The sequence below is a fragment of the Halostagnicola bangensis genome (assembly GCF_054653435.1).
In genome coordinates this window covers 473,784-499,779 of sequence record NZ_BAAIGG010000002.1, presented here as the reverse complement: position 1 = coordinate 499,779, position 25,996 = coordinate 473,784, and the positions used below count along the sequence as shown (strand labels likewise).

Sequence of the window (25,996 nt, the reverse complement as noted above, 5' to 3'; positions counted from 1 at the left end):
GTTATCCGAGGCTTCCCTCCATCTCGAGTTCGATCAGACGATTCAGTTCGACTGCGTATTCGATCGGGAGCTCTTCCGTGATTGGCTCGATGAAGCCGGCGACGATCATCTTCTTTGCGTCGTCGTCGTCCAGTCCGCGGGACTGGAGGTAGAAGATGTCCTCGTCGCCGATCTTGCCGACGGTCGCCTCGTGGGCAACGTCGACTTTCGCCTCCTCGATCTCCATGTACGGCATGGTGTCTGAGGTGGACTCGTTGTCGAACATCAAGGCGTCACACTCGACTGCCGTACTCGAGTTCTCGGCACCGTCGGCGATGTGGACGAGGCCGCGGTAGTTGGTTCGGCCGCCGTCTTTCGAGACGGACTTGGACTCGATGGTCGAGCTGGTGTCGGGTGCGTTGTGGTAGACCTTCGCACCGGTGTCGATGTTCTGGCCTTCACCTGCGAACGCGATCGTGATGTGGGTGTCCGTCGCGCCGCGACCCTTGAGGATCGTACACGGATAGAGCATGGTCGCTTTCGATCCCATGCTGCCCGAGACCCACTCCATCGTGCCGTTCTCTTCGACGATGGCGCGTTTGGTGTTGAGGTTGAACGTGTTCTTCGACCAGTTCTGCACCGTCGAGTACTGAACGTGAGCGTCGTCTTCGACGAAGACCTCGACACAGCCCGAGTGAAGGTTGTGCGAGCCGTACTTCGGCGCGGAACAGCCCTCGATATAGTGGACTTCGGAGCCTTCCTCGGCGACGATCAGCGTGTGCTCGAACTGGCCCATCCCTTCCGAATTCATCCGGAAGTACGCCTGAACGGGCATCTCGACGGTAACGTCTTCGGGAATGTAGACGAAGGAGCCGCCGGACCAGACCGCGCCGTGGAGCGCGGCGAACTTGTTGTCGCTCGGGGGCACGCAGGTCGTCATGAAGTACTCTTTGACGAGCTCCGGGTGTTCTTCGACGGCGCGATCCATATTCATGAAGATCACGCCTTTCTCCTCCCACTGGTCCTGCATGTTCTGGTAGACGACCTCGGACTCGTACTGCGCGCCGACGCCCGAGAGTGCGTTCTTCTCGGCTTCCGGAATGCCGAGTTTGTCGAACGTGTCTTTGATCTCGTCCGGAAGCTCCGTCCAGTCGTCGACGCCTTCGCGCTTGTCGACGTCTGGGCGGATATACGGAACGATCTCTTCGATGTCGAGCTCGGTCAGGTCGGGCTGGCCGGGCCAGTCTGTCGGCATCGGCATCGCGTGGTACTGCTGTAGCGCACGCAGACGCCGCTCGAGCATCCAATCCGGTTCGTCTTTGTCCTCACTGATCAGTCGAACGACTTCTTCGGTGAGGCCTTTGTCAGATCTGACGGCCGAGCGCTCTTCTTTTTTAAACTCGAAACGCGCTTCGGTGTCAGTGTCTTTGAGGTGATCTTGTTCGGAACTCATGATTTGTATGTATTCGTGTTTACGGCTGTAGCGTTATTACCGTTGTTCTAGCTGCATTCGGTTACGCCGTCTCGTAGACCTCTTCTCGGACCCAGTCGTACCCCTTGTCCTCAAGCTCTGCGGCCAGCGAGGCGTCGCCGCTCTTGACGACTTCCCCGTCGAGCATGATGTGGACGGTGTCGGGTTCGACGTAGTCGAGAATTCGCTGGTAGTGGGTGATCTGGAGGATCCCAGTTCCCTGCTCGTCGCGAAGGGCGTTGATGCCGTTCGAGACGTCCTGGAGTCGATCGATGTCCAGCCCGGAGTCGATTTCGTCGAGCACTGCAACTGCCGGCTCGAGGATCGCGGCCTGCAGGACCTCGTTTTGTTTCTTCTCGCCGCCGGAGAAGCCGGCGTTAAGGTAGCGCTGGGCGAACTGCTCATCCATATCCAGTTCCTCCATCTTCTCGGCGAGGATCTCCTGGAACTCGGCGACGCCGATTTCGCCGTCGTCGGCGGGACCTTCCATCGGCGAGGTCTCGAAGCCTTCGTCTTCGGCGTCGTCTTCGCCTTCGCCTTCGCCTTCCTCGAAGAGCTCTTCGCGCTCTTCGATCTTTGCGTTAAGTGCGGTTCGGAGGAAGTTCGTCATCGTGACGCCTTCGATCTCGGCCGGGTACTGGAACGCGAGGAAGATACCGAGTGCCGCGCGCTCGTTTGGCTCGAGGTCGAGGATGTTCCATGTCCGCTTGTCTTCGGGAATCTCGAAGTCGTCGCCGAACTCGTTCTCGTCGAGGTGGACGAGCACTTCGCCCTCCGTGACCTCGTAGGCCGGGTGACCGGCGATGACCTTGGCGGTCGTCGACTTCCCGGAGCCGTTCGGACCCATCAGTGCGTGGATCTCGCCCGACTCGACCTCGAGGTCGACGCCGTGCAGGATCTGTTCGTCGCCCTCTGCCACTTCTGCATGCAGATTTCGGAGCTCTAAGCGTGCCATAGTACGAATACCTCTGTCGTCCAAATGGTGGGTCGTGCGAGTGATAAGGGTTTGGTATCTAATTGGTTACGGTTCCGATTTCGGAAGATAATTTTTTGAAAGGGAAAGGATCTCCAGACGACTGGCGGGATTCCGAATCGACCGATGTGAACGCCATCTGGCGAAAACGTAGCTGAGAGAGGTCGATTACGCCGATAAATACGGCCGGGGAGAGGAGCCGAAATTGAGTGGTATCGCAGTGGTTCGACCCGTTACATGAAGCTGTCCAGCCCGGTCTGCTCTTGCCCGGATTTTACTTCCTCCCACGAGACGTCGAGTGCCTCGAGGATTCGCTCGATCGGACCCTTGAGCGTCTTCTCGAGCATCGTGTCGTAGTCGATCTCGAACTCGGGGGGAATCTGATCGTCGTACTCGAAACAGATGACGTCCGGGTCGCGCTTGAACGCCCCGTAGAGGGGATCGCGCCGGGCGTCGAACTCGTTGTCCTCCTCGAGTTTGCGGAAGAAGGATGGATCAACGCGATCGAGATACAGCCGTTTGGGCTTGCTCCCGCGGTCGAAGTTGGTTCCGAGCAGGAGATTCGCGTACTTCGCGCCGCGAACCTGTGCGGTGTCGGTGTCGTAGTTGTCGAGCCGTTTCCCGATGCCGCCCGGAATGGCGATCTCTTCGGGGTTTGCGTTGCCCGATTCGAACTCTTCGATGATTCCGTTGACGTACTCTTTGACGCCCTCGATATCGCCCTGGCGGACGATCATCTCGATGACCTGGTGCTGGACCTCCTTCGTGATCGGGGCGATGTCCGAGCGCTTGTACTCGAACCCGGTGATGTCGATGTCGTCGACGTCTTTGCCCTCCTTCCAGATGATGTGTCCCGCGTAGCGTTTCTTCGTCCCGGCCTGGAAAAATCGACGATACAGCTTCTCGAATTCGATCTGGAAGCGGTGTTCCTCCGCGTTCAGTTCCTCGCGTGCGAAGTCGTCGTACCGGTCGTTGACGTAATCCTCGATGTCGAACGATTGCTCGAGCGCTTGTTCTCTCGAGACATCCGGTCCGAGTTCCAACATGACAGAATCCGTATCTCCGTAAGCGACGGTATGGTCGAGTTCCTTCGACGCGGTTTCGGTAAACTCGATAACTTCTCGCCCTGTTGCGGTAATTGCGGACGCGGCGTCCTTATCGTAGAGCCGGAATCGTTCCCATCCCGAGACGCCGTAGAGCGAATTCATAATAACCTTGACAGCTCCCTGCTGGCGGTCGTACTGCTCGTACTCTCGGCTTCCGGGTTCGTACTCGTTTCGAAGCGACTTCTTTTCCTCTCGTTCGGCGAGCAGTTGGTTGATCATCTCCCGCATGACCCCGTCGGGCTTTTTCTGGAAGTGGGTTCCCGACGGTGCGATATGCGTCTCGCCGTCGTACTCGTCGGGATCGACTTTCGTCTCCGGCGAGGCGTTGATCGTCACCATGCACATCGGGTACAGACTCTTCAGGTCGAGCACGGTCACGTTCTCTCGAACGCCCGTAATCGGCTCGAAGACGGCCCCGCCCTCGTACTCTTCGTCGGCTTCCTGCTGGCCTTTCGAGGGAAGGGCGAACTGGCCGTGAGCCTGATGGAGGACGTACATGTCGACCGTATCGCCAGGCGTCGGCGCGTCCTCGAGCTTACAGCCGACGAACGAGCGCACCTCGTCCCAGAAGGGCACGATCGACTGCTGGCGATCGAGTTCGACGCAGAGTTCGACGTCCCGGAGGTTGTACTCGAGCAACCGCGTCGGATCGTCCTCCCAGAGGTCGCCGATCGAGCCGGCGTATCGTTCTTTCCCGACGCCGAGTTCCGCTTCGCCGACGGCGTCGAGCCTGTACGAATCGAGCTCCGAGAAGACCATCCGCTGGTAGGCATAGAGCAGATCGAAGACGACGCGACCTTTCACGTCGGGGCCGCCCCAGTTGCTTCGCCAGACCTCGTTGACCCGCGAGAGTCGGTCCGAATTCAGATCGTAGTCGTGGTGGGGCCCTTCGAGTTCCTCGAGTCGATCCAGGAAGTACGGACAGTCGAAGTCCTCGAAGTTCCAGCCGGTGAGGATGTCCGGGTCGGTGTCGTCGATGTAGTCGACGAACGCCTCGAGCATCGCTTCTTCCTCCGAAAACGCGCGAACTTCGTGTTCGATCTCGCCTTCGATCGGCTCGTACTCGTCGATTTCGCCGGGAATCTGTCCCTCGCCGTCCGGCGCTTCGAAGAGCCACATGATGTACTCGTCGCGGTAGGAATCGTGGCTCGTGAGACAGACGATGGGCTCTTCGCCGTCTTCGGGGAATCCGGCCCGGTCGTTGACTTCGATGTCGAACGTATTGACCCGCGGGTCGGCGTCGACATCTGTGGCAACCACTTCGTCGTGGGGGACGACGAGCGTCCCGTCGTCGTTTCGGCGCTCGGTCACCGTGATACCGCTTCGAATATCCTTGTCGATGAGAAAACGGTTCGGGAACAACACGTCGGCCTCGAAGTGGTCGAACTCGTCTCTGACTTTCCCGACGTCTCGAGGCGTCTGTCCGAATATTTTCGTCAACCGCTCGCCGCGAATGCTCTCGTAGGACTCTCCGTTTTCGCCGGTTTCCTCGCTCCCAGTCAGGCGGTCGTACTCCTCTTCGGGCGGCCGGTCGAGCGAATCCGTGGGTGCGTAGAAATACGGCTTGAAGCCCAGAACGCGAACGTGCTCTAAGTCCCCTGCCGGCGTGCGCCCGAAGACGTTCATGATAACCCGCTCGTCGTCGCCGTAGCCGTCGATCGTGTAATCGACCTGCATCACGGCGAGCTCGAGTTCGCCCGTCGCGTCCGGCAGGGTCTCCTCGACGACGTCGACCACTTCCGGGCGCTCCATCCCGCCGTTGCCCGCGACGGCCATCGCCTCCTCGTCCGGTCGCTCCCCGGACTCGGCAGAAAACGAGTCGAGTCCGGTCTGTCCCGCGTCAGTCATGGTTGCTGATTTTGGAGCCGTCGGATAAAAACCCCCGCATACGGTTCTTCGGGCGGTTCGAACCGGCGAGCGACGGCCGTGTACTCCGGTCGCGTCGCCGAACGTGATATTGCAGAGGCAATAAGACCTATAAATTGGTAACACATAGCATGGCTCAAGGTGATCGAAGTGTCCACTCGAGTTACCGACGAGACGACGGCCGACGCACCAACTAGTGAACCCACGGGCACCGAAACGATCGAATCGTACGAAACGGACGACGGCGTCGTCTTTTATGACGCCGAAAACCCCCTCGCGTGGGTCGAGACGACGCAGACGCTCCCGCTCAAAGAGATCGTTTGAGCGGGCGTACCGACGACAGGAGCAAACGAATGTCGACAGGCTAACCTGAAGGTGGATGGAGACGAACGCGAATGCTTTTGCCATTCGTGGCCGTTCTCACTTCTGTGGTGTTCGAGCGATCCGAAAACGAACCGGATGAATACGATCCGGAGGCGGAGTTCGAAGACCCGGAGAGCGATTCGATTACGATTCCCGACGTAACGCCCGAAGAGCCCGAGCATCCGACGGTTTCGCCGCCGGAAGTTTCGATTCCGGAAGTCTCGACCGACGAGACGGACGTTCCGAAAGCAGTGTTTCAACACTTCTGGGCGATCGTTGTCGCGGTCAACGCCGCGTTGCTCGCGTTCTCACTCGGCGTGATGTTGTTTTTCATCCAGGGAATGACGACCATCGGTGGCGTCCTCGCTGTCGGCGGCCTCGTCCTGTTCGGGCTCGCGTACCGCCGATACAGGGCTTTTCGATCCCAGGACTCCCTTGACTCAGACCCCTCCTCAGAGCGGTAACACACTACCTACACCATGAAAACCGTACGTGACGACGACGGAACCGACTACGTTCTCTTGAAACGATCGGACGATGCGAGTCTCGTCCGGGATCCGGCAACCGGTAACGAATGTTACGTCCGCAACGACCGACTCGAGGCTACCGACCAGTCGCCGCTCGAGACGGCCGCGAGCGCCGTCGCCGATCCGGTTCGAACGCTCGTCACGAACGTCCACGACGAGAAGACGCTCGGACTGCTGTTCGAACTCGCCGACCGGGGTCCGACCCGCGTTCGGACGATCCTGGGCGATACCGCCTTCTGTGAAAGCGACCTTCACGGAACGCTCGCCGTACTCACGGCCGCCGATCTGCTCGCAGAGACGGAGGTCTCCGGCGAACGCGGGTATCGTGTCACCGAAACCGGGACGGATGCGCTCGAGGGGATTCGAACGGAGTGAAGTCGGTCGATACGTTCTCGAGAAGGACAGACTGAACGACAGACTGAACGACAGACTGAACGACAAACTCGAATCAGCCGACCTGTAAAGATCAGTCGGAGCCGAGCAACGCGATCTCGGGCGGCTCGCCGCGCTCGAGTTCCGACCGGTTTGACGTCGCATCTTTTTCGACGCGAACGAGTTCGTCCGCGGCACCGACGAGTTCCTCGTCGTGGCTCACGACGACGATCTGTTCGACGCCGAGGTCGCGCATCGACTCGACCAGCGAAACGAGTTGCGTGACGTGGCCTGAATCGAGAAACACCGTCGGCTCGTCGAGGATCAGCGGCGGCATCGGCGCGGTTCCCTCGACGCCTTCAGCCAAGAGTCGGTAGATCGCACACCGCAGACTGAGGTTGAACAGGGCCCGTTCGCCGCCCGAGAGCTGTTCGGGCTCGAGCGGTTCGCCGTCTTTCTGATACACCGTCAACCGGTACTGTCCGTCGAGATCGATCGAGGCGTACGAATCGTTCTGATAGACCAGCTCGAACGTCTCGTTCAAGAGCCGCTCGAGCGTTTCGACGTTGCGCTGGCGAAGCTCCGCCCGCAGGTCGCCGTAGGTCGCCTGAAGGGTTTCGGCTTCCTCGTACAACGACTCGAGATCGTCACAACGCGATTCGATCGACTCGAGTCGCTCGCGCAGGCGTTCGAGCTCCTCGAGTTCGTTCTCGACGCCGCCGATCGCGTTCTGTACCTCGTTTCGTTTCTCGCGAAGCGTCGAGAGCTTCTCGTCGACCTTCTCGAGGTAGTCTTCGGCGCTTCGTTTCCGTTCGCGAGCCTGCTCGACCCGTTGCTCGTCGAACTCGTCCTCGAGCGCTCGTTTCCGATCCCGCTTGTTCGAGAGCTGTTCGCGCCGCTCGTCGTTCATCGTCTGCCAGTCCTCGCGGCGCTCGCGGGCGTTTTCGATCTCGCGTTCGATCTCCTCGCGCTCGTCGTCGATCTCGACGAGTCGGTGTAGATCCTCCAGTTCGGCCCTGATATCGCCGCGCGTTCCGTTGATCTCGCCGAGTTCGCTCCGGGAGTCACCGATGGCCGCTTCGATGTCGTCCGTGGCTTCTCGCTTATCTTCGGCTTCCGACTCGAGCTCGTCCGCCGTTTCGCGCAGTTCCTCGCATCGATCGCGACGGTCCGAGAGCGTCTCGCGCTTTTCCTCGAGCAGTTGCGCGACGTTCTGGCGGTTGTCCGAGAGCCGCTCGACATCGCGTTCGGCCTCGCGGAGCGTCTCCGCGCGGTCGATTCGCTCGTCCAATTCCTCGCGTTCCTCCTTGAGTGCCTCGCGCTTTTCCTCGAGTTCGGCGAGCGTCTCGCGCTTTTCCTCGAGTACGTTGACGTGTGGGGAGTCCTCAACCGGCTGGCCGCACTCGGGACACTTTCCTTCCGCGAGCAACGTTTCACCCTCCTCGATCGAGCTTTCGACGGCTTTGATCTCCGCAGCGACGTCGCCGAGCTCCGAGACGACCGCTTCGCGCTCCTCGGCGACCGTCTCGCGGTGGTCGGCCGCGTCGCCGAAGTCGATCGGGCTCCCTTCGAACCGCTCGCGGGCCGTTTCGATCCGTTCGTCGAGCGTCGAGAGCTTCTCCTCGCGCTCGTCGATCGCGTTTTCGTCGTCGGCTATCTTCGACTCGAGCTCGGTTGCTTTCTTGCGTTTTTGTGTCGCCTCGGACTCGAACTCGTCCGCTTCGGTTTCTAGTCGCTCTTTCTCGTTCGACCGCTCGTTGATTTCGACCCGGAGCGTTTCGAGGTCGTCGCGGAGCTGTTCGTCTCGGCCCTCGAGCGCGTCGATCCGCTCTTTGACATCGGCGGTCGACTCGAGCGCTTGGGGGAGCTCGACCGATTCAGGGGTGTCGTTGTCACCGATAGCATCGTCGTCGCCATCGGATTCGTTCGCGTGGTCGATCTCCGCCGTGATCGTCTCGCGTTCATCCGCGAGCTCGTCTCGGCGCGACTTTCGCTCGTCGATCGTTTCGCTCGCGTTCTCGCGTTTGCGCTCGGTTTCGTTGATTTTCGATCGGAGCGTCTCGATCTCCTCCTCGAGGGTCTCGATCTCCTCGCGCGTCTCCTCGTGGCGCTCGAGAACTTCCGTCGACGCCTCGAGCGTCTCGTTTGCGTTCTCCCGCTGGGATTCGAAGTTCTCGATCTCGTCCGCGATATCGGCCCGTCTGGACTCGAGTTCGTTCAGCCGTTCGTGGAGTTCCTTGTCCTCCTTCTGATCGACCTGATTTCGGAGGTCCTCCAGTACGTCCCGTTGGCCGTCAAGTACCGTCTTTACGCCCAGTCGTGCGTCGCTCGCGCGTTCGCGGTACTCCTCGAGTGCGCCCAATTGCAGGAGGTCGTCTATCATGTCCTGGCGATCGCTCGGCGAGGCGTGAATGAGCTTGTTCACCTCCCCCTGCCTGACGTACGCGCAGTTGACGAACGCCTCGGCGTCCATCCGCAACAGATTCGTCACCTTCCGGCGAACGTCGGTCGCGCCCTCGATCGTCGAGCTCGGAGTCTCGAGTACGCACTTGGTCGTCGTCGCCCGATCGCCGCGGAGCTTCAGGTGACGCTCGATCCGGTAGTCGACATCGTCGTGGCGAAACGCCAGCTCGACTTCGGCTTCCTCCTCGCCCGTCGTAATCACGTCGTCGAGCGTGCGATTGTCCAGTGCTTTCGAGCCGTAGAGCGCGAAAAAGACGCCCTCGAGGAGCGTCGACTTGCCGCTCCCGTTGACGCCGTGGACGATGGTGACTCCTCGCTCGAGGCCGAGGTCGGCGTCGCCATAGCACTTGAAGTTCCGAAGCCGAATTCGTTCGACTTTCATGCGAAATCACCGAGCGACGTGGTTTCTGCCCCCTCCGAACGGTCCGTCGCAGGCTCGCTCTCTCGGTCGTGATCGACTGATTCGTCCTCGGCTCCGACGTCGTCCGATTCGTGCTCGTCCTCAGCGGTGTCCGGCCTTCCGTCCTCCTCGGAACTCTCCGGCCTTTTGCCGTCCTCGGCGGTGTCCGGCGCTTCGTCGCTGTCCACGCCGTCCGGTTCAGCTGCTTCGGTCGATTCTACAGAAGAACTCTCGTCCGCGTCAATCGGAGCTGTCTCCGGTTCGTCGTCATCCCCCACCGGTGTCGCTTTTTCCGTATCGGAATCGGGCTCGTCGGTCGCTTCCCCGTCTGGGTCATCGGCCCCCTTACCGTCTCCAAGCGCGTCGGCGACCGTTGTCACCTCCGCGGGATCGCGATCCGGAGCGGGTTCGAACGCCGACTCGTCCTCCTCGAGGAGGTCCCGAACCAACCGTTCTGCGGTCTCGCGGACGTTCGAATCCGCGAGGTCGGTCTTTCGCACCGTTCGATCGAGGTTCAACGCCGCGTCGCTGAGACCCAACTCGCGGACCCGTTCGCGGACGGCTTCGTCGGGATCCGCGAAGCTGACCGAAACCTCGTCGTCCTGGTCGGGAAGCTCTCGCCGATCGTTGACACGGGAGACTAACGCGCCCCGGTCGGTCGCGAGCTCCTCGACGGTCGCGGGGGTGATCGGCCGCCCCTCGCCTTCGACGGTGACGATCACGACCGCGTCCTCGAGATCATACTCCCGGACGCGATCCTGTACCCGGTCGATTCCCTCCTCCTCGTTGAGTTCGACATCGACGAAGACGAACGCTCGAGTGTTGGCGAGACCGCGTCTGCGGATCGTCACGTCGTCTGTTCCACCGTCTTCCGATTGGGTCCCGGCGTCGAACGTGACGATGTTGTATCCTCGCTCCTCGCGCTCGCTCGCGCTCGCTCGCTCCGTGGATCCACAATACGTGACCCACGTCTCGAGCACCTCGGCGGTGTCGGGTTTGTGATTATCGCCGAGCAAAACGGCGTCGAAATCGACGGTCGACTCCTTGAGGAGCCGTTCTGTATCCCAGTCGGCGTGGGCGAACGGCTCGAACAGGCCGTGGGTCACCAGCGCCGCGTGCTCGGCGGCGTCGGGGAGCGGTTCGAACTCGTACTCGAGGCCGTCCCGTCGCGACCGGGGGACGAAATCGAGTCCGTAGAGTGCAACGTCCTCGAGGACGTAGGGATCGGCGCCGAGTCGAGTCGCGAGGCCGAGGTCGGCGAACAGGTCGAGCCACTGGCCGTCGCGTTTCGATTCGTGGTTGCCGACGACCGCCAGAAACGGAATGTCGGCATCGTCAAGTCGCCGCAGGACCTCGACCGTTCCTTGCAGATCCGCCAGTCCCGGCCGTCGGTCGTGAAAGAGGTCACCCGCGTGGATCACCGCGTCGACGTCGTCTTCGACCGCATCGTCGACGACCTCGCGAAATGCCTCGAGAAAGTCCCGCCGTCGCTCGGGTGCGTTGTACTGCTGGTACCCGATGTGGGTATCGCCCGTGTGTATCACCCGCGTCATCTACAGTGACGTTACTGTGGCTAGCCTAAATGGCTTCCGTGACCGCGGTGAAAGTGACTTCTCTGTCGAGTTCGAGCGAAGAGAGAAAGAAAGCCGTAGGGAACTACGAGACCGTCAGGATTCGATATCGAGCGTGTAGAGTCGCTTTCGTGCGTCGGAAAACGAGAACCGGGAGTCGATGACGTTTTCCTCGTCGAGTCGATTCAGCGCGTATCGAACTGTCCGCGCCGGAAGCAGGGTCTCGTCTGCGATCTGCTGTTGGGTCATCGTGTCGTTGTACTCGAGTACCTTCGCGACGAGTTTCGCACTCGGCGGGAGATCTCGAACGTCCTCCCAGCTTCCGCGGGGGTCGGCTTCCTGTCGAAACGGCTCTGAAGCACTCATCGTAGTACCCGTTTCGGATACAAGGTGATAATATTTTCTGTTTCAATAAATGCTCCAGAGTAATACAGTCACCGGCAGTGTATCGACCCGAAGTCTCTTATGAACCAACACCCAAGAGTGGGTTGATGAGCGACACTGTGGACGACGTCGACCTCCCATACGATGAGGACGAGGCGTCCCAACAGGAGAAAATACAGTCGCTCGAGGACCGTCTGGAGATCCTCGAGTCGCAAAACGAGGAGATGCGTGACAAACTCCTCGATGCGAACGCCGAGAACAACAAATACCAGCAGAAACTCGAGCGACTCACCCACGAAAACAAGAAGCTAAAGCAGTCACCGCTGTTCGTCGCGACGGTGCAGGAACTGACCGACGAAGGCGTTATTATCAAACAACACGGCAACAATCAGGAAGCCCTCACCGAAGTCACCGAAGAGATGCGTGAGGACCTCGAACCGGACTCTCGAGTTGCTGTCAACAACTCCCTCTCGGTCGTCAAGACGCTCTCAGGAGAAACCGACGTTCGGGCTCGTGTCATGGAAGTCACCCAGAGCCCCGAGGTCGATTACGAGGATATCGGCGGGCTCGAGGACCAGCTACAGGAGGTCCGCGAGACCGTCGAGATGCCGATGAAGAAACCCGGCATGTTCGACGACGTCGGGATCGACCCGCCGAGCGGCGTCCTCCTCCACGGCCCGCCAGGGACAGGAAAAACGATGCTCGCCAAAGCCGTCGCCAACCAGACCGACGCCACCTTCATCAAGATGGCCGGCTCGGAACTGGTCCACAAATTCATCGGCGAGGGTGCCAAGTTGGTTCGTGACCTCTTCGAGGTCGCCCGCGAACACGAACCCGCGGTCATCTTCATCGACGAGATCGACGCGATCGCCGCGAAACGAACGGAGTCCAAGACCTCCGGCGACGCCGAGGTCCAGCGGACGATGATGCAACTGCTCTCGGAGATGGACGGCTTCGAAGAGCGCGGCGAGATCCGTATCATCGCGGCCACGAACCGCTTTGATATGCTCGACCGCGCCATCCTTCGTCCCGGCCGCTTCGACCGCCTTATCGAGGTTCCGAAACCTGACGAGGAGGGTCGGGAACTCATCTTCCAGATCCACACTCGAGGCATGAACGTCGCCGACGACGTCGAGTTTGGCACGCTCGCCGCCGAAGCCGAGGAGGCCTCCGGCGCGGACGTCAAGGCGATCTGTACCGAAGCCGGGATGTTCGCGATTCGCGACGACCGAACCGAGATCGCGATGGAGGACTTCCAGAACGCCTGGGAGAAAGTCCAGGCCAGTTCGGACGAGACCGAAGACGTCTCGAAGACGTTCGCCTGAAATCTCCAGACCGGTCGTTGGACCGATCCGATTGCGTGACGCTTTGCCTACCGTGTTTTCGACAGTCGTAGTCTCTCGACCCTCGTTTGAACCACTGCTCTCGACTCCCGTCCGGTAGCACCACTCTCCTCAAGACCGCTGCAGATTCTTCCTACCGGTGGTGAGAAGCGCGCTGGCCAAATCGAGGACTTACGGAAGTGCGAGGAGAACCCATCGCCCTTCAGGACGGGGAGGATCTCAAGGAGAGAAGGCGTCCGATCTAACGGACGATCCGTCCGAACGGATCATGGCGAGTAATCGGCGGCTTTGATCAAAGCATCGCGAAGATCTGCCATGGAATAAGAAACAGCAGGACTGTCAGGAGAACGAGAATCAACAGATACCCCACGCCGGTTCCTACCGCGGTCAGCCACGCCGGATGGTCGAACTCGCTGAGATCAACGGCCATACACGAATCCTCTTGGGAGGCGTCCATAAACGTACCGAATGTCCATGATCGTTGTGGACGGCCGGCTGGGAAGCGTTCGAGACACCCGTTTCGGGGAGGACGACCCAAAACGCTACACGGTCACCGCTCGAGCGAGTGAAGATCGACTCTCAGGCTCGGTTCCGGACCGTTTTTACCGTCTGATCCGCTACGTTCCGCCAATGACGAAGATCGTTGTGGTGGATAACCACGGCCAATTTACGCATCTCGAGGATCGAGCGCTTCGCGACCTCGGCGTCGACTCGGAACTGATCGACAACGACACGCCGCCCGAAGACGTCGACGCCGACGGCGTCGTCCTCTCCGGTGGTCCGGACATGGATCGGACGGGTCGATCCGCCGAGTATCTCGAGTCGGAGATGCCGGTTCTGGGAATCTGTCTGGGCATGCAGTTGATCGCCGAGGAGCTCGGCGGTCGCGTCGGGAGCGGCGAGTACGGCGGGTACGCGGACGTCACCGTCGACCTCCTCTCACCCGAGGACCCGCTTACGGGTTCGCTCCACCCCGAAACCCGCGTCTGGGCGAGTCACGCGGACGAAGTCAAAGAAGTTCCGGATGGGTTCGAACGCACCGCCTCGAGCGACGTCTGTGGGATCGAGGCGATGAGTGACACCGATCGGGACCTCTACGGCGTCCAGTGGCACCCGGAGGTCGCCCACACCGAAGAGGGAGACGAAGTCTTCGAGAATTTCCTCGAGATCTGTACGGAAGCGTAACGTTCGCCTAGTTCCGCAATTTCGGTATTCATCGACTGCTCGTTCTGGCGGGTACGCTGTCGGCTTCCTGCCTTGGATCTTAGTCGCTGGGCTTGAGGCGAACCTCGTACTCGTTGAAATTCCTGTGGCCGTCTTCGGTAACGACGACCAGATCCTCGATACGGACGCCGCCGACGGCGGGATCGTAGATGCCGGGCTCGATACTGATGACGTGGCCGGGCTCGAGTTCGCCGCCGGACGGCGAAACCGTCGGCTGTTCGTGGATGTCGAGGCCGACCCCGTGACCCGTGTTGTGGATGAACCCCGTTTCTGTCGTCGGATCGCTTCGAAGGCTTTCGTAGCCGGCATTTTCAATGACGTCGCAGGCGACATCGTGAACGGCCGATCCCGTTACGCCCGCTTCGACGGCCTCGAGTGCCGCTTCGTACGCTTTCTCGGTCACGTCGTAGCGCCGTCGCTGTTCCTCGCTCGGCTCGCCGCGCAGGAACGTACGCGTCATATCGCCGAAGTAGCCCGTCTCCTTGTCCCGCGGGAAAATATCGATCACGATCAGTTCGCCGGCCTCGAGTGGCCCGCTACCGCGATTATGAGGGTCGGCTCCGTCGGCTCCGGCGGCCACGATCGTCTCGTCGAGACCGCAACCGTGTCGAAGGAGCGTGATTTCGATCTCCTCGGTGACGCGTTCGCTCGTCAACGGGTCGCCCTCGTGGACGAGGATCCCGTCTTCGACGTCGGCGGACGCGATCATCCCTTCGGCGACGGCCATCGCCTGCTCGTTGGCTCGCTGGGTCGCCTGAATCTGTTCGATCTCCCACTCGGTCTTGCTCGCGCGAATCTCCGTTTCAACGATTCCGTCGGGTTCGACCGTCACGGAGAGTCCCTGCTCCCGGAGGCCGTCTGCGGTCCCCGTCGGAAAGCCCGCGGGAACGGCGACAGATTCGACGTTGTGGGACTCGAGAAACGCCGCAATAACGCGAATCTTTCCTTCGTACGGGCCGTACTCCGCGACGAGTTCCCGGTAGTCGAAATCGGCGCGACGGGCGATCGAGTCGACCTCGGCTTCGTTTCGGGCCCGGCCGTATTCGAGTCCGGAGACCAGGAGGTGTACCCCGTCTCTCCCCCCGGTATCGCTCGAGTCGCCGGCTCCGCCGTTTGTCGTGACCAGCGTCTGGTACGGATCTGGCGCGGTGAAGTCGGAGACGTACCGCTGATCGGAGTCCGACCCGTCCGCATCGATGAGATAGCCGTCGATACCCTCGGCCTCGAGGGCCGACCGGAGCGGCGAGAGATCGATATCCATAGCCGGAACTGTGGCGGGCGAGTACATAATTTCGAGGGTCTCGGAACTGGGCGAGTAGCCGACGAGTTCGGAAATCTGTGCGCAGACGCTGGGCGAGTCAGTCGCGCTCGACTCGAATCCCCACTCTTATCAATAGACCATACAATCAGGATGTATGCACCGTCGACGTCTCATCACGGCGGGAGCGACAGTCGCGCTCGCCGGTTGTTTCGAGACCGACAGCTCGGAGGGGGATCCGGCAAGTGACGAACTCGTTCAGGAGGCGATCGACGCACGTGCGGAGATCGACGACCTCGCCGCCGTTCGGACGATGACCGCCGAAACGCCCGAAGAGACTGTCGAACGGACGGAGCGACTCTACCAGCGTCCGCCGGATGCTCAGCGAAAGGAGGTCCTCGAGTCGACCGATTCGCGAGCACCGACGGGGACGGTTTCAGTACGAAACCAGGCGGTTACCTGGGGCTACGATCCGACGATGGACCGGGTTCTGGAACGACACCACCCCAATCGCATCGTCGCCGATCGGACGCGTCTCGTTCTGGAAACCCTGCTCGAGGACTATGAGCTCGCATACGACGGAACCGACGCGGTCGATGACAGGGAGACCCACGTCGTCGACGCCACGCCGAAATCGGATGACGAACTCGAGCGATCCATCGAACTCCTGGTCGGCGAAACGATCTACGTGATTCCGCTCGGGATGGCAGACGATGGGGAGATCGACGAGGCGGAAGTCGTCCGAACGATCTGGATCGACGACGAACACCGATACCCGATCAAAGAACGAACGCTCGTCGAAACGGACGAAACGACCCTACACAGCCTGACGGTAACGTACGACGAACTCGAGATCAACGAGGGTCTCGAGGATGGAACGTTCACGTACGACCCGCCGGAAGATGCCAATGTCGAGTCAGTCGGGATGGAACCCGTCGGAGTATACGAATCCCCAGCCGCTGCGGAGGCGGTGGTTCCCTACGAGCTACCGGAACCGGACGTTCCCGAGGCGTTCGATCTGGATCGGATTACCGTTCTCGACAAATCCTTCAGCACGACGGCGACGAGCTGGTACGTCGATACGAGCACGGCCGAGCGCGAACTGTTCGTCGCCGTCCGCGAATCGTCACGACACAACGAGGATGTACTCGAGCCGATCGAAATTGATGGCCACGAAGCGTATCTCCGCGACGGCAACATCGAGAGCATCTTCTGGGAATGCGAGGAGCTGAGTTTCGAGGTATCGAGCCCGCACATTGGTGAACCGCTCGAGGATATCGCGTCGTCGATCGGCTGCCCGTAGCCGTTCGTGGAGACGGCGTATCGGTATCGGTATAGGGTATCCACCCCACAGATCGAGCATGAACGTCACGCTCGCTCCCTCGAGTCTTCGGGGAACGGCGACGGCACCGCCATCCAAGAGCTACACCCATCGGGCGATTCTCGCGTCGGGCTACGCCGAGCAGGCGACAGTCCGGGACGCCCTCTGGAGCGCGGACACGCGAGCGACTGCGCGCGCGGTCGAACTGTTCGGTGGGACCGTAAATCGACGCGAGGACGGCACGCTCGAGATCGAGGGCTTCGACGGCGAACCCGAGGTCCCGGCAGACGTGATCGACTGCGATAACAGCGGCACGACGATGCGGCTCGTAACCGCGGCGGCCGCCCTCGTCGACGGCACCAGCGTGCTTACCGGAGACGAGTCGCTCCGTTCACGCCCGCAAGGGCCGCTTCTCGACGCGCTCACGGATCTCGGCGCCGAGGCCGAAAGCACGCGAAAGAACGGGCAGGCACCGCTGGTCGTCTCCGGTCCGTTTTCCGGTGACAGCGTCTCGATCCCTGGCGACGTCTCCTCCCAGTACATTACCGCCCTGTTGCTGGCGGGAGCAGTGACCGCAGACGGCCTCGAGATCGACCTCGAGACGGAGCTCAAGTCTGCGCCGTACGTCGACATCACGATCGAGGTGTTAGCCGACTTCGGCGTCGACGCCGAAGCGACCGCGGACGGGTTCGCGGTTCCCGGCGGACAGTCCTACGCGCCCGAGGGCGGTGAGTACGCCGTTCCCGGCGACTTCTCGTCGATCTCGTATCCGCTCGCGGCGGGAGCCATCGCGAGCCAGGACGGCCTCCGCATCGAGGGTGCCAACCCGAGCGCGCAGGGGGACACCGCAATCGTCGACATCGTCGATCGGATGGGTGCAGCTGTCGAGTGGAATCGCGAGGACGGCACGATCGATGTCTCGAAAGCGCCGCTCGAGGGAATCGAAGTGTCCGTCGAAGATACGCCCGACCTGCTGCCAACGGTCGCGACTCTCGGCGCAGTCGCGGACGGGAACACCCGAATTACGAACGCCGAACACGTCCGCTTCAAGGAAACCGATCGCGTGAGCGCGATGGCCGAGGAACTCGGAAAGATGGGGGTTGAAACGACCGAGACGCGGGACTCGCTGACGGTTCACGGCGACGAGTCGACCATTCGGGGCGCGACGGTCGACGGCCGTGCGGACCACCGGATCGTCATGTCGCTGGCGCTCGCCGGACTCGTCGCCGACGGCGAGACGACGATCCAGGGGGCCGAACACGTCGACGTCTCGTTCCCCGGGTTCTTCGACACGCTGTCGGAACTGGGTGCATCCGTCGATCGATCGGAGTGACGCCTCCCTCGAGGGAAGCCCTCACCCTGATGTGGAATTCGATCGGGAGTGAGTTCGCGCGACTGCTATCCACGGAGTGGGACCGGGTTTTCTGAATCAGAAAACGGTGGACTGAGTTATATGGGTAGTACAGAAAGGAAGAGATGCCCATGAATTGGCTGCTGACGCGACTTCGGCCTTGGGGGTGCGAATGGATCGCAACTCATCTTCTCGCGTGATACTCGAAACCACTTTCGCGAACGTTCCGAAACGAATGACAGGTTATTTTTGTACCCGAGTACTGATTGAGACTAATCACCACCCAGCTTTCAACATATGAACGCAATCACCGCAACTGACCTCACGAAGCAGTTCGACGGTACCACCGTCGTCGACCGACTCGACCTCGTCGTCCCGCAAGGGACGGTGTACGGCTTCCTCGGGCCGAACGGAGCCGGAAAGACCACCACAATGCGAATGCTGACGACGCTAACTCGCCCGACCTCCGGTAACGCGACGATTATGGGCGAGTCGATTGCCGACCGCGACGCCGTCCGATCATCGCTGGGGTATCTGCCCGAAGATCCGCCGGTGTTCGACGAGCTTACGGGTCGAGAGCAACTCGAGTACTTCGCGCGCCTCCGCGATATCCCCGCGGAGACCGCTACCGAACGAATCAACTTCTGGTTAGACCGATTCGACCTCACGGGGGACGCCGGCAAACGGATCGAGGCCTACTCGAAAGGGATGCGCCAGAAGATCGGCCTCATTCAGGCCCTGCTCCACGAACCCGAAGTCGTCTTTCTCGACGAGCCGACCTCCGGGCTCGACCCTCGAGCCGCTCGGACTGTCCTCGACGTTATTTCCGAAGTCACCGACGAGGGTCACACCGTCTTTCTCTCGACGCACATTCTCCCGGTCGTCGAGGAACTCGCTGATCTCGTCGGCGTCCTCTATCAGGGACGGATCGTCGAGGAAGGAGACCCCCAGAAGCTGACCGGAACGCTCGAGGCCGCCGAAGGCACGACGCTCGAGGACGTGTTCCTTTCGGTGACGACCGACCACGGCGCACCGGTGATGGGTGAATAGACGGTGGTGAGATTCCTATGAATCTGGGGACACGTTCCGCGGCGACCGCTCACGTCTGGACCATCGGTAGAACAGAACTTCGCCGACGGTGGCGTAAACTGCGGGATAACGGGTGGCAGTTACTCGCTATCGTCATTGCAGTTGGTTTCGGGAGTCTGTTCGCGTTGATGGGGATCGCGGCGATGTTTTTCTTCGGACACAGCGTGCAGGCTGGCAACGTTGACGACCCGCTCGCGGTGAGTCACATCGGTATCGTCTACGGCTGGTTGTTCGTCACGGGATTGAGCGGCTATCGAATATACGCGACCGGATTAGATCCCGATCATTCCGATGGACTGTTGACGACGATTTCGCATCGCGAACTCATCGGCGGACTCGTCGTCGCGGAGCTGTTACTCTGGGGAATACCGGCCGTCGCACTCGGCGGCATCGGTTCACTCGCGTTTGCCGTTGGTGCACAGTCAGCGCTCACTGCACTTCTGCTGTTCGTGACGATCTGTGCAATCGTCACACTCGGGATCCTCTCCGGATTTGCACTCGCACTCGCAGTGAAAAACTCCGGCGTCCGTTCCCGGCTGCTCACCCGCCTTCGAACGGTGTTTCTCGGCCTTCTCGGCCTCGTTTATTTCGGTGTTATCTTTACCCAGTCGGTCGGCTCGGTACTCGACCCGCTCGTCATGGTGTTCGCCCAGACGCCGCTGGTCTGGTTCGGCGATCTCACACTTCTGACGCTCAGTTCCGAGGCATCGGTATTCCGAGCCGCCGGCGCAGTCGGAATTAGCGTCCTCGGTGTGGCAATCGCCCCGACGGCACTCGGCCACCTCGCGAGGTGGCTCTGGTATACCGACCCTGTCCGCGTCGATCATACAGAGACGAAAACACCGGCGGCGGAGACGGAAGAATCCAGATTGGCATCGCTCGTTCCCCGACCGATATACGGGGTGGCTCGAGTCGACTGGGCTCGAGCCCGACGTGCGCCGATCACGCTCTCGTTCGTGCTCTATCCGCTGATCTTTCTCGCGATGCCGATTACGACGACGGTACAGACCGGCAGTATCGGCGGTTCCTTACCGATTCTCGTCGGCCTGTGCGGTGCCTGGATCACTGGAACCCTGTTCACCCTGAACGTGCTCGGAAACGAGGGGGCCACGCTTCCCGTAACGGTGCTCGGACTCGAATCCGGTAAGACCCTGGTCGCCGGGCACGTCTTTGCCGGTGCAATAATCGGCGTTCCGCTGACTGCCGTCTCGACCGCTTCCCTGGGTATCGCGAGTCCGATGCCGTTGACGCTCGTCTCAACGTTCACGCTGTCGTGTATCGTTCTCGCACTCTGTGCGGGCCCGCTCGCTTCGGGAATCGGGACGATCTTCCCGCGCTACGAGGAAGTGAGCGTCTCTCGAAGTCAAGAGGCAATTATTCCGAGTACGATCGCGTTCGCCGCGTTCTCGATCGTCCTCTTTATCGCCGCGATGCCGACCCTGATCGCACACACCGGAATAATCAACGAATTCGTCGCCGACTGGCTCGGCGTGCAGCCGCTCGTGCTCGGACTGATCGGTGCGATTACTAGCACCCTGATGGCAGCCGTTCTCGGTGCGCTTTCGGTCTACCGCTCGTCTCGAGCGATCGACCAGTTCCACTTCGATTGAGCGGATCGTTAATTTGCTCAAGCGCGTACGACCGCAGTTCTATGCATCCGTCACGGTCTCCGCCAGTTTATTCCGAGCAGTGATTGGCTTCGGCGTCTTCGCTGATCACGAGATCCGTCTGCGCTCCGACGAAGATGTCCGTTCCGGGGCAGGGATCGTCGAATCGCTCTTCCTCGAGTTCAATTGGTTCGTCGCCGTCAATACCGAGGGAGGTGCCGTCCGCGGAAATCTCGAGTTCGTACGACTCCCGATCGAAGAGTTCCACGAGGACGTGCTGTTCCGGGGCAAGTCCGTAGCTCCCGACGACCGACGTCTGTCCGCCGGATGCGTCCGCGCTCTCGAGTTCGAACGCCACGCTTCGATAGTCGTCCGCGAGATTCCAGATCCGAATCTGGTGGCTCCGCCCCTCACCGAGTAGACTGCCGGTTCGCGACGTTGCGACGGGGTCGGCGGGATCATCCGGCGGTTCGGGCGTCGCGTCGGTGTTCTCGAATTCGGATTCGTCGCTCGAGTCGACCTCGAGTCCGCCATCGGATTCGTCCGATTCGGAGCCGTTGACCGTTTCGAATCCGTCGCTCGAGTCGCTCTTCGGATCTGACTCGCTCTCTCCCGAGAGACAGCCGCTGACCGCGATTACTGTGCCACTGACTCCGGCGAGAAGCACGCGGCGTCGATACATAACCCCAGGCTACAACGATGGGGCAGTTATATGTTGTGCGAATCACACAAGCCCATGATTTTCAGGGAAGCGGATAGGTTCTCCGCGCGGACCGTTTCGTCGACCCCCCGAAAATTCAGGCCAATCCTGTACCGCTAAGTGTCCGCGTCTCTGAGGTGCCGGTAATGAACGGCAACGAGTTCGGTCGCCTCTTCCAGGTGACCACGTTCGGCGAGAGTCACGGCGAGGCGATGGGTTGTACGGTCTCGGGCTGTCCGGCCGGCATCGAGCTATCCGAATCGGACATTCAGGGGGACCTCGATCGGCGGAAGCCGGGCCAGTCGATGATCACGACGAGTCGGGGCGAAGCCGACGACGTCTCGATCAAATCGGGTGTTCAGGACGGCTATACGACGGGGACGCCGATCGGGATGGTCATCCAGAACAAGGATGCGCGATCCGGCAAGTACGAGCCATTCATCACCGCGCCGCGGCCGTCACACGGGGACTTTACCTACTCAGCGAAGTTCGGAACGCGAAACTGGGGCGGCGGCGGCAGATCGTCCGCACGCGAAACCGTCAACTGGGTCGCGGCGGGAGCCATCGCGAAGAAGCTCCTCTCCGCACAGGGAATCGAACTCAAGGCTCACGTCAACCAGATCGGTGACGTCGAAGCGCCCGACGTGAGTTTCGAGGAAATGCTCGAGCACAGCGAGGAAAACGACGTTCGCTGTGCACATCCCGAGACGGCGACTGAGATGCAGGATCTCATCGAGGACTACCAAGAGGAAGGCGACTCGATCGGCGGTTCGATCTACTTCGAAGCCCAGGGCGTGCCGACCGGACTGGGGGCGCCGCGATTCGATTCGCTCTCGGCACGGCTCGGTCAGGCCATGATGGCCGTTCCAGCGACGACGGCGTTCGAGTTCGGCCTCGGCCGGCAAGCGCGCGAATACACGGGGAAAGACCGCAACGACGACTGGGAGTTCGACTCGGAGGGGAACCCGACGCCGGTCGAAAACGACCACGGCGGCATCCAGGGCGGGATCAGTTCGGGCGAACCGATCTACGGCGAGGTCACCCTGCACGCACCGACGTCGATTCCGAAAAGTCAACAGACTGCCGACTGGGAGACTGGCGAACTCAAAGAGGAGAAAGTCATCGGTCGCCACGACCCGGTGTTGCCTCCTCGAGGTGTCCCGGTCGTCGAAGCGATGCTCGCGTTGACGTTGGTCGACTTTATGCTGCTGTCGGGCCGAATCAATCCCGATCGAGTCGACGATCAGCCCGGAACGTACGACACCGAGTATCACCCGAGTAACCCACAGAACGAGTAGCCCCGAGCCGTCTCGTTTTTTTAGCGTCGAGAGCCACTCGATGACTCGGTAACGTGTTGTCGGATTTACCTGCTATCCCGGCTCCCTCTCGCTCTTCTCAAAACCAATCGATCAGTTATCTGCAAGACTATTGAACGAGCGTCCAATATACCTACGCATTCCCTGAAATTGGTTTTCGAACGGCAGGAATCTTCTACTTTTGATGAACCTTCCTAACGAATATGAGGGATTCTGGCACCTAAAGTGGATGGTTGTTCATTCTTCACGATAGATGCATGGCAATCTATAGCAAAGTCTTTAGGGACGGTAGACCGAAGATTGTGATACTGCTGGCCCACCGGCCAAGACATTACTATGAGCGATGACGAACTCATCTGGCGAATCGCAGGGGGTTCCGGGGATGGAATCGACTCGACGAGCCAGAACTTTGCGAAGGCGCTGATGCGCGCAGGCTTGCACGTATTCACCCACCGACACTATCCGTCACGGATTCGCGGTGGTCACACGTACGTCGAAATTCGCGCATCGGCCGACGAGGTACAGTCACGAGGAGACGGCTACAACTTCCTGCTCGCGCTGGGTGACTCGTTCGCGCGGAACCCACAGGAAGAGGCCTACTACGGAAACGAAGAGATCAAGCCACTCTCGGAGAACTTAGATGAACTCCGCGAGGGCGGGATCATCGTCTACGACGAAGGCCTCGTCAGCGAGGAGGACGTCGCCGATCTCAATCTCGAGGAACGTGCCGAGGAGAACGACTGGCACGTCTTCCCGATGGACCTTCGCGGTCTCGCGAAAGAACACGGCCGCGAAGTCATGCGTAACACCGCCGGTGTCGGTGTCACCGCGGCTCTGCTCGACATGGATCTCGAGCACATCGAGGACCTGATGAGCGACGCGATGGGCGGGGACGTCCTCGAGTCGAATCTCGAGATCCTCCACGAGGCCTACGAGATCGTCAACGAGGAGTACGAGTTCGAACACGATCTTCGTGCCCCAACTGGCGAACACGAGACCGAGCAGGCGTTGCTCTCGGGTTCGAACGCGATCGCCTACGGCTCGATCGACGAGGGCTGTCGGTTCATCGCGGGCTACCCGATGACGCCGTGGACGGACGTCTTTACGATCCTCAGCCAGAACTTCCCCGATATGGGAGGGATTGCTGAGCAGGTCGAAGACGAAATCGCCGCCGCGGCCCTCGCCGTCGGTGCGAGCCACGCTGGCGCGAAAGCGATGTCCGGATCGTCGGGTGGCGGCTTCGCACTGATGAGCGAACCGCTCGGCCTCGCCGAGATGACCGAGACGCCGATCGTCCTGCTTGAGTCAATGCGCGCCGGTCCCTCGACCGGGATGCCGACCAAACCCGAACAGGGCGACCTCGAGTTCGTCCTCTATACGAGTCAGGGCGACTCCTCTCGAGTCGTCTTCGCACCGGCGACTATCGAGGAGTGTTACGAGCAGACGCGACTCGCGTTCCACATCGCCTACGAGTACCAGATTCCGGCGATCATCATCTACGATCAGAAGCTTTCGGGCGAGAACACGAACGTTCCCGTCGAGTTCTTCGATCGAGAGCCGAATCCGGACCTCGGCTCGACGCTCACCGAAGAGGAGCTCAAGGAAGCCGCACACGACGCCTCCGGGAAGTTCCACCGGTTCGCGTACGAACACGAATCGGGCGCGGAAAACGGCGTCAGCCCGCGGTCGCTTCCCGGCCAGAAGGGCGGTCGTTTCCTCGCGACGGGTAACGAGCACTCGCCGGTCGGCCACATCAGCGAAGACCCCGACAACCGGGTCTACCAGATGAGCCGCCGCATCCAGAAGCTCGACCACATCCGCGAGGAACTCGACGAAGAACACGACTCGAATCAGACCTACTTCGGCGACGAGTCCGCCGACTTCGGCATCATTACCTGGGGCTCCTCCCAGGGTGCCGTCGCGGAAGCAGTCGACCGACTCAACGAGAACGGTCACTCGGTCAAAGCGGTCGGCGTCTCCGATATGATGCCGTTCCCAGAGACCGAGATGGTCGAATTCTTAGAGAGCGTCGACGAAGCGATGGTCGTCGAGATGAACGCCACCGCCCAGTTCCGCGGCCTGATCCAGAAGGAACTCGGCCGGTACGGCGAGAAGATGACGAGCCTGCTGAAGTACAACGGTAACCCGTTCGAACCGGCAGAGGTCGTCGAATCCGCCGAGATCAACCTCAACGGTGGCGAGGAAGAACCGACCGCACAGGTACACATCGAACCCGCAGCAGGTGACTAACCATGAGTGCTTTCAACGCAATTGGCGACGAACGAGAGATCGACCGCGAGGAGTACACCCCAGGGGTCGAGCCACAGCCGACGTGGTGTCCGGGCTGTGGTGACTTCGGTGTACTCAAATCGCTGAAACAGGCGCTTCCGGAAGTCGGGCGAACTCCCGAAGAAACGCTTGTCTGTACCGGAATCGGCTGCTCGGGGAAGCTCAACAGCTACCTCGACACGTACGGCTTTCACACCATCCACGGTCGTTCACTGCCGGTCGCACGTGCGGCCAAACTCGCTAACGACGGCCTCGAAGTGATCGCCGCCGGTGGCGACGGTGACGGCTACGGGATCGGTGGGAACCACTTCATCCACACGGCTCGAGAGAACCACGATATGACCTACATCGTGTTCAACAACGAGATCTTCGGCCTGACGAAGGGTCAGACCTCGCCGACGAGCCCGAAGGGTCACAAGTCAAAGACCCAGCCCGGTGGAACGGCGAAGACGCCGATCCGCCCGCTCTCGATGTCGCTGACCTCGGGCGCGACCTACATCGCCCGAACGGCCGCAGTCAACCCGAACCAGGCCAAGGAAATCATCGCCGAAGCCATCGAACACGACGGCTTTGCACACGTCGATTTCCTCACCCAGTGTCCGACCTGGAACAAGGACGCGCGCCAGTACGTCCCCTATATCGACGTCCAGGAGTCCGATGACTACGACTTCGATGTCACCGACCGCGGCGAAGCCGCTCAGATGATGCACGAGACCGAAGACGTTCTCAACGAGGGAACCGTCCTCACCGGTCGATACTACGTCGACGACGAGAGTCCATCCTACCAGCAGGAGAAGAAGGATCTCGGCCGCGTCCCGCAGGAACCGCTCGCCGAGCGCTACTTCGACGACGACGCCGAGTGGGAGCGGAGCTACGACCTGCTCGAGCGCCACACGTAGGGACCGAGCGAAAATCTTCGAGTTTTTCTCTTTCGAACGTCGATCCGTGAGTCGCGACTTCGTCCTCGAGTTGCAGGTTTGCAGTCCAAATGGCCAACAATGAACGGCAGTTGAACAACAAGCG

At 60.8% G+C, this 25,996-nt stretch carries 21 protein-coding genes; 12 read left to right on the top strand and 9 right to left on the bottom strand.

Annotated elements, in window-relative coordinates; genetic code table 11:
- Window position 1: 1 nt before the first annotated feature.
- The 3 genes from sufB to ACYQ14_RS04110 all read right to left on the bottom strand — a co-directional run bounded on the left by sufB (window position 2) and on the right by ACYQ14_RS04110 (window position 5,377).
- The gene (gene sufB, locus ACYQ14_RS04120; RefSeq protein WP_283834173.1) at window positions 2-1,432 is read right to left on the bottom strand and encodes a Fe-S cluster assembly protein SufB; all 1,431 of its coding nucleotides are present in this window, start codon (window positions 1,430-1,432) and stop codon (window positions 2-4) included.
- A gap of 61 nt (window positions 1,433-1,493) precedes the next feature.
- Window positions 1,494-2,405, bottom strand: a complete 912-nt coding sequence (locus tag ACYQ14_RS04115) for an ABC transporter ATP-binding protein (RefSeq protein ID WP_459885073.1) — start codon at window positions 2,403-2,405, stop codon at window positions 1,494-1,496.
- Between the two features lie 251 nt (window positions 2,406-2,656).
- Window positions 2,657-5,377, bottom strand: coding sequence for a DNA-directed DNA polymerase (locus ACYQ14_RS04110; RefSeq protein ID WP_459885071.1), 2,721 nt, complete (start codon window positions 5,375-5,377; stop codon window positions 2,657-2,659).
- A gap of 159 nt (window positions 5,378-5,536) precedes the next feature.
- Here ACYQ14_RS04110 and ACYQ14_RS04105 point away from each other — a divergent pair, with 159 nt between their 5' ends.
- The 3 genes from ACYQ14_RS04105 to ACYQ14_RS04095 all read left to right on the top strand — a co-directional run bounded on the left by ACYQ14_RS04105 (window position 5,537) and on the right by ACYQ14_RS04095 (window position 6,660).
- On the top strand, window positions 5,537-5,719 hold the full coding sequence (locus ACYQ14_RS04105; RefSeq protein ID WP_459885069.1) for a DUF7331 family protein: 183 nt from the start codon (window positions 5,537-5,539) through the stop codon (window positions 5,717-5,719).
- A 104-nt stretch (window positions 5,720-5,823) separates the two neighbouring features.
- On the top strand, window positions 5,824-6,222 hold the full coding sequence (locus ACYQ14_RS04100; protein WP_459885067.1) for a DUF7322 domain-containing protein: 399 nt from the start codon (window positions 5,824-5,826) through the stop codon (window positions 6,220-6,222).
- A 15-nt stretch (window positions 6,223-6,237) separates the two neighbouring features.
- Complete coding sequence (locus ACYQ14_RS04095) at window positions 6,238-6,660, top strand: DUF7346 family protein (RefSeq protein WP_459885065.1); 423 nt, start codon at window positions 6,238-6,240, stop codon at window positions 6,658-6,660.
- A gap of 91 nt (window positions 6,661-6,751) precedes the next feature.
- On the opposite strand, the gene rad50 is transcribed toward ACYQ14_RS04095, so the two are convergent.
- From rad50 to ACYQ14_RS04080, 3 genes are all read right to left on the bottom strand, one after another.
- Window positions 6,752-9,502 (bottom strand): DNA double-strand break repair ATPase Rad50, encoded by a 2,751-nt coding sequence (rad50, locus tag ACYQ14_RS04090; protein WP_459885063.1) that lies wholly within the window; start codon window positions 9,500-9,502, stop codon window positions 6,752-6,754.
- Entirely contained in the window at window positions 9,499-11,073 is a 1,575-nt protein-coding gene (gene mre11, locus ACYQ14_RS04085; RefSeq protein ID WP_459885061.1) for a DNA double-strand break repair protein Mre11, read from the bottom strand. Before mre11 ends, rad50 begins: the two co-directional genes overlap by 4 nt.
- A gap of 114 nt (window positions 11,074-11,187) precedes the next feature.
- Window positions 11,188-11,457 carry a MarR family transcriptional regulator gene (locus tag ACYQ14_RS04080; protein ID WP_283834165.1) on the bottom strand — a complete coding sequence of 90 codons (270 nt, stop codon included), beginning with the start codon at window positions 11,455-11,457 and terminating at the stop codon, window positions 11,188-11,190.
- Window positions 11,458-11,582: 125 nt separating this feature from the next.
- Here ACYQ14_RS04080 and pan1 point away from each other — a divergent pair, with 125 nt between their 5' ends.
- Window positions 11,583-12,800: a proteasome-activating nucleotidase Pan1 gene (pan1, locus tag ACYQ14_RS04075; RefSeq protein ID WP_459885058.1), complete on the top strand. Its 1,218-nt coding sequence runs from the start codon at window positions 11,583-11,585 to the stop codon at window positions 12,798-12,800.
- A 310-nt stretch (window positions 12,801-13,110) separates the two neighbouring features.
- Here pan1 and ACYQ14_RS04070 read toward each other — a convergent pair whose 3' ends face one another.
- A complete protein-coding gene (locus ACYQ14_RS04070; protein WP_283834163.1) occupies window positions 13,111-13,248 on the bottom strand; it encodes a hypothetical protein in 138 nt (45 codons plus the stop codon).
- Window positions 13,249-13,448: 200 nt separating this feature from the next.
- Between ACYQ14_RS04070 and ACYQ14_RS04065 the strand changes: the two genes are divergently transcribed.
- Window positions 13,449-14,003: a GMP synthase subunit A gene (locus tag ACYQ14_RS04065; protein WP_459885056.1), complete on the top strand. Its 555-nt coding sequence runs from the start codon at window positions 13,449-13,451 to the stop codon at window positions 14,001-14,003.
- Between the two features lie 79 nt (window positions 14,004-14,082).
- On the opposite strand, the gene ACYQ14_RS04060 is transcribed toward ACYQ14_RS04065, so the two are convergent.
- A complete protein-coding gene (locus ACYQ14_RS04060) occupies window positions 14,083-15,303 on the bottom strand; it encodes a M24 family metallopeptidase (RefSeq protein ID WP_459885054.1) in 1,221 nt (406 codons plus the stop codon).
- 154 nt (window positions 15,304-15,457) lie between these two features.
- On the opposite strand from ACYQ14_RS04060, the gene ACYQ14_RS04055 reads away from it, so the two are divergent.
- The 4 genes from ACYQ14_RS04055 (at window position 15,458) to ACYQ14_RS04040 (ending at window position 20,671) form a co-directional block, all read left to right on the top strand.
- On the top strand, window positions 15,458-16,603 hold the full coding sequence (locus tag ACYQ14_RS04055; protein ID WP_459885052.1) for a LolA family protein: 1,146 nt from the start codon (window positions 15,458-15,460) through the stop codon (window positions 16,601-16,603).
- A gap of 58 nt (window positions 16,604-16,661) precedes the next feature.
- Window positions 16,662-17,954, top strand: coding sequence for a 3-phosphoshikimate 1-carboxyvinyltransferase (gene aroA / locus ACYQ14_RS04050; RefSeq protein ID WP_459885050.1), 1,293 nt, complete (start codon window positions 16,662-16,664; stop codon window positions 17,952-17,954).
- A gap of 315 nt (window positions 17,955-18,269) precedes the next feature.
- Window positions 18,270-19,022 carry an ABC transporter ATP-binding protein gene (locus ACYQ14_RS04045; protein ID WP_459885048.1) on the top strand — a complete coding sequence of 251 codons (753 nt, stop codon included), beginning with the start codon at window positions 18,270-18,272 and terminating at the stop codon, window positions 19,020-19,022.
- Window positions 19,023-19,039: 17 nt separating this feature from the next.
- Window positions 19,040-20,671, top strand: a complete 1,632-nt coding sequence (locus tag ACYQ14_RS04040; protein WP_459885046.1) for a hypothetical protein — start codon at window positions 19,040-19,042, stop codon at window positions 20,669-20,671.
- Window positions 20,672-20,738: 67 nt separating this feature from the next.
- Here ACYQ14_RS04040 and ACYQ14_RS04035 read toward each other — a convergent pair whose 3' ends face one another.
- Window positions 20,739-21,350, bottom strand: a complete 612-nt coding sequence (locus ACYQ14_RS04035; RefSeq protein ID WP_459885044.1) for a hypothetical protein — start codon at window positions 21,348-21,350, stop codon at window positions 20,739-20,741.
- Between the two features lie 164 nt (window positions 21,351-21,514).
- Between ACYQ14_RS04035 and aroC the strand changes: the two genes are divergently transcribed.
- The 3 genes from aroC to ACYQ14_RS04020 all read left to right on the top strand — a co-directional run bounded on the left by aroC (window position 21,515) and on the right by ACYQ14_RS04020 (window position 25,872).
- Window positions 21,515-22,666 (top strand): chorismate synthase, encoded by a 1,152-nt coding sequence (gene aroC / locus ACYQ14_RS04030; protein ID WP_459885042.1) that lies wholly within the window; start codon window positions 21,515-21,517, stop codon window positions 22,664-22,666.
- Between the two features lie 354 nt (window positions 22,667-23,020).
- Window positions 23,021-24,934 (top strand): 2-oxoacid:acceptor oxidoreductase subunit alpha, encoded by a 1,914-nt coding sequence (locus ACYQ14_RS04025; RefSeq protein WP_459885040.1) that lies wholly within the window; start codon window positions 23,021-23,023, stop codon window positions 24,932-24,934.
- A 2-nt stretch (window positions 24,935-24,936) separates the two neighbouring features.
- Window positions 24,937-25,872, top strand: coding sequence for a thiamine pyrophosphate-dependent enzyme (locus tag ACYQ14_RS04020; RefSeq protein ID WP_283834155.1), 936 nt, complete (start codon window positions 24,937-24,939; stop codon window positions 25,870-25,872).
- Window positions 25,873-25,996 lie beyond the last annotated feature (124 nt).

What these genes read in the sequence shown, in the direction of transcription:
- aroC (WP_459885042.1), top strand. Translation starts at nt 21,515, where the DNA reads ATGAACGGCAACGAGTTCGGTCGCCTCTTCCAGGTGACCACGTTCGGC.
- ACYQ14_RS04035 (WP_459885044.1), bottom strand. Translation starts at nt 21,350, where the DNA reads ATGTATCGACGCCGCGTGCTTCTCGCCGGAGTCAGTGGCACAGTAATC.
- ACYQ14_RS04080 (WP_283834165.1), bottom strand. Translation starts at nt 11,457, where the DNA reads ATGAGTGCTTCAGAGCCGTTTCGACAGGAAGCCGACCCCCGCGGAAGC.
- ACYQ14_RS04070 (WP_283834163.1), bottom strand. Translation starts at nt 13,248, where the DNA reads ATGGCCGTTGATCTCAGCGAGTTCGACCATCCGGCGTGGCTGACCGCG.
- ACYQ14_RS04115 (WP_459885073.1), bottom strand. Translation starts at nt 2,405, where the DNA reads ATGGCACGCTTAGAGCTCCGAAATCTGCATGCAGAAGTGGCAGAGGGC.
- ACYQ14_RS04110 (WP_459885071.1), bottom strand. Translation starts at nt 5,377, where the DNA reads ATGACTGACGCGGGACAGACCGGACTCGACTCGTTTTCTGCCGAGTCC.
- ACYQ14_RS04060 (WP_459885054.1), bottom strand. Translation starts at nt 15,303, where the DNA reads ATGGATATCGATCTCTCGCCGCTCCGGTCGGCCCTCGAGGCCGAGGGT.
- ACYQ14_RS04095 (WP_459885065.1), top strand. Translation starts at nt 6,238, where the DNA reads ATGAAAACCGTACGTGACGACGACGGAACCGACTACGTTCTCTTGAAA.
- ACYQ14_RS04025 (WP_459885040.1), top strand. Translation starts at nt 23,021, where the DNA reads ATGAGCGATGACGAACTCATCTGGCGAATCGCAGGGGGTTCCGGGGAT.
- pan1 (WP_459885058.1), top strand. Translation starts at nt 11,583, where the DNA reads ATGAGCGACACTGTGGACGACGTCGACCTCCCATACGATGAGGACGAG.
- ACYQ14_RS04020 (WP_283834155.1), top strand. Translation starts at nt 24,937, where the DNA reads ATGAGTGCTTTCAACGCAATTGGCGACGAACGAGAGATCGACCGCGAG.
- sufB (WP_283834173.1), bottom strand. Translation starts at nt 1,432, where the DNA reads ATGAGTTCCGAACAAGATCACCTCAAAGACACTGACACCGAAGCGCGT.
- ACYQ14_RS04045 (WP_459885048.1), top strand. Translation starts at nt 18,270, where the DNA reads ATGAACGCAATCACCGCAACTGACCTCACGAAGCAGTTCGACGGTACC.
- ACYQ14_RS04055 (WP_459885052.1), top strand. Translation starts at nt 15,458, where the DNA reads ATGCACCGTCGACGTCTCATCACGGCGGGAGCGACAGTCGCGCTCGCC.
- ACYQ14_RS04040 (WP_459885046.1), top strand. Translation starts at nt 19,040, where the DNA reads ATGAATCTGGGGACACGTTCCGCGGCGACCGCTCACGTCTGGACCATC.
- aroA (WP_459885050.1), top strand. Translation starts at nt 16,662, where the DNA reads ATGAACGTCACGCTCGCTCCCTCGAGTCTTCGGGGAACGGCGACGGCA.
- ACYQ14_RS04065 (WP_459885056.1), top strand. Translation starts at nt 13,449, where the DNA reads ATGACGAAGATCGTTGTGGTGGATAACCACGGCCAATTTACGCATCTC.
- rad50 (WP_459885063.1), bottom strand. Translation starts at nt 9,502, where the DNA reads ATGAAAGTCGAACGAATTCGGCTTCGGAACTTCAAGTGCTATGGCGAC.
- mre11 (WP_459885061.1), bottom strand. Translation starts at nt 11,073, where the DNA reads ATGACGCGGGTGATACACACGGGCGATACCCACATCGGGTACCAGCAG.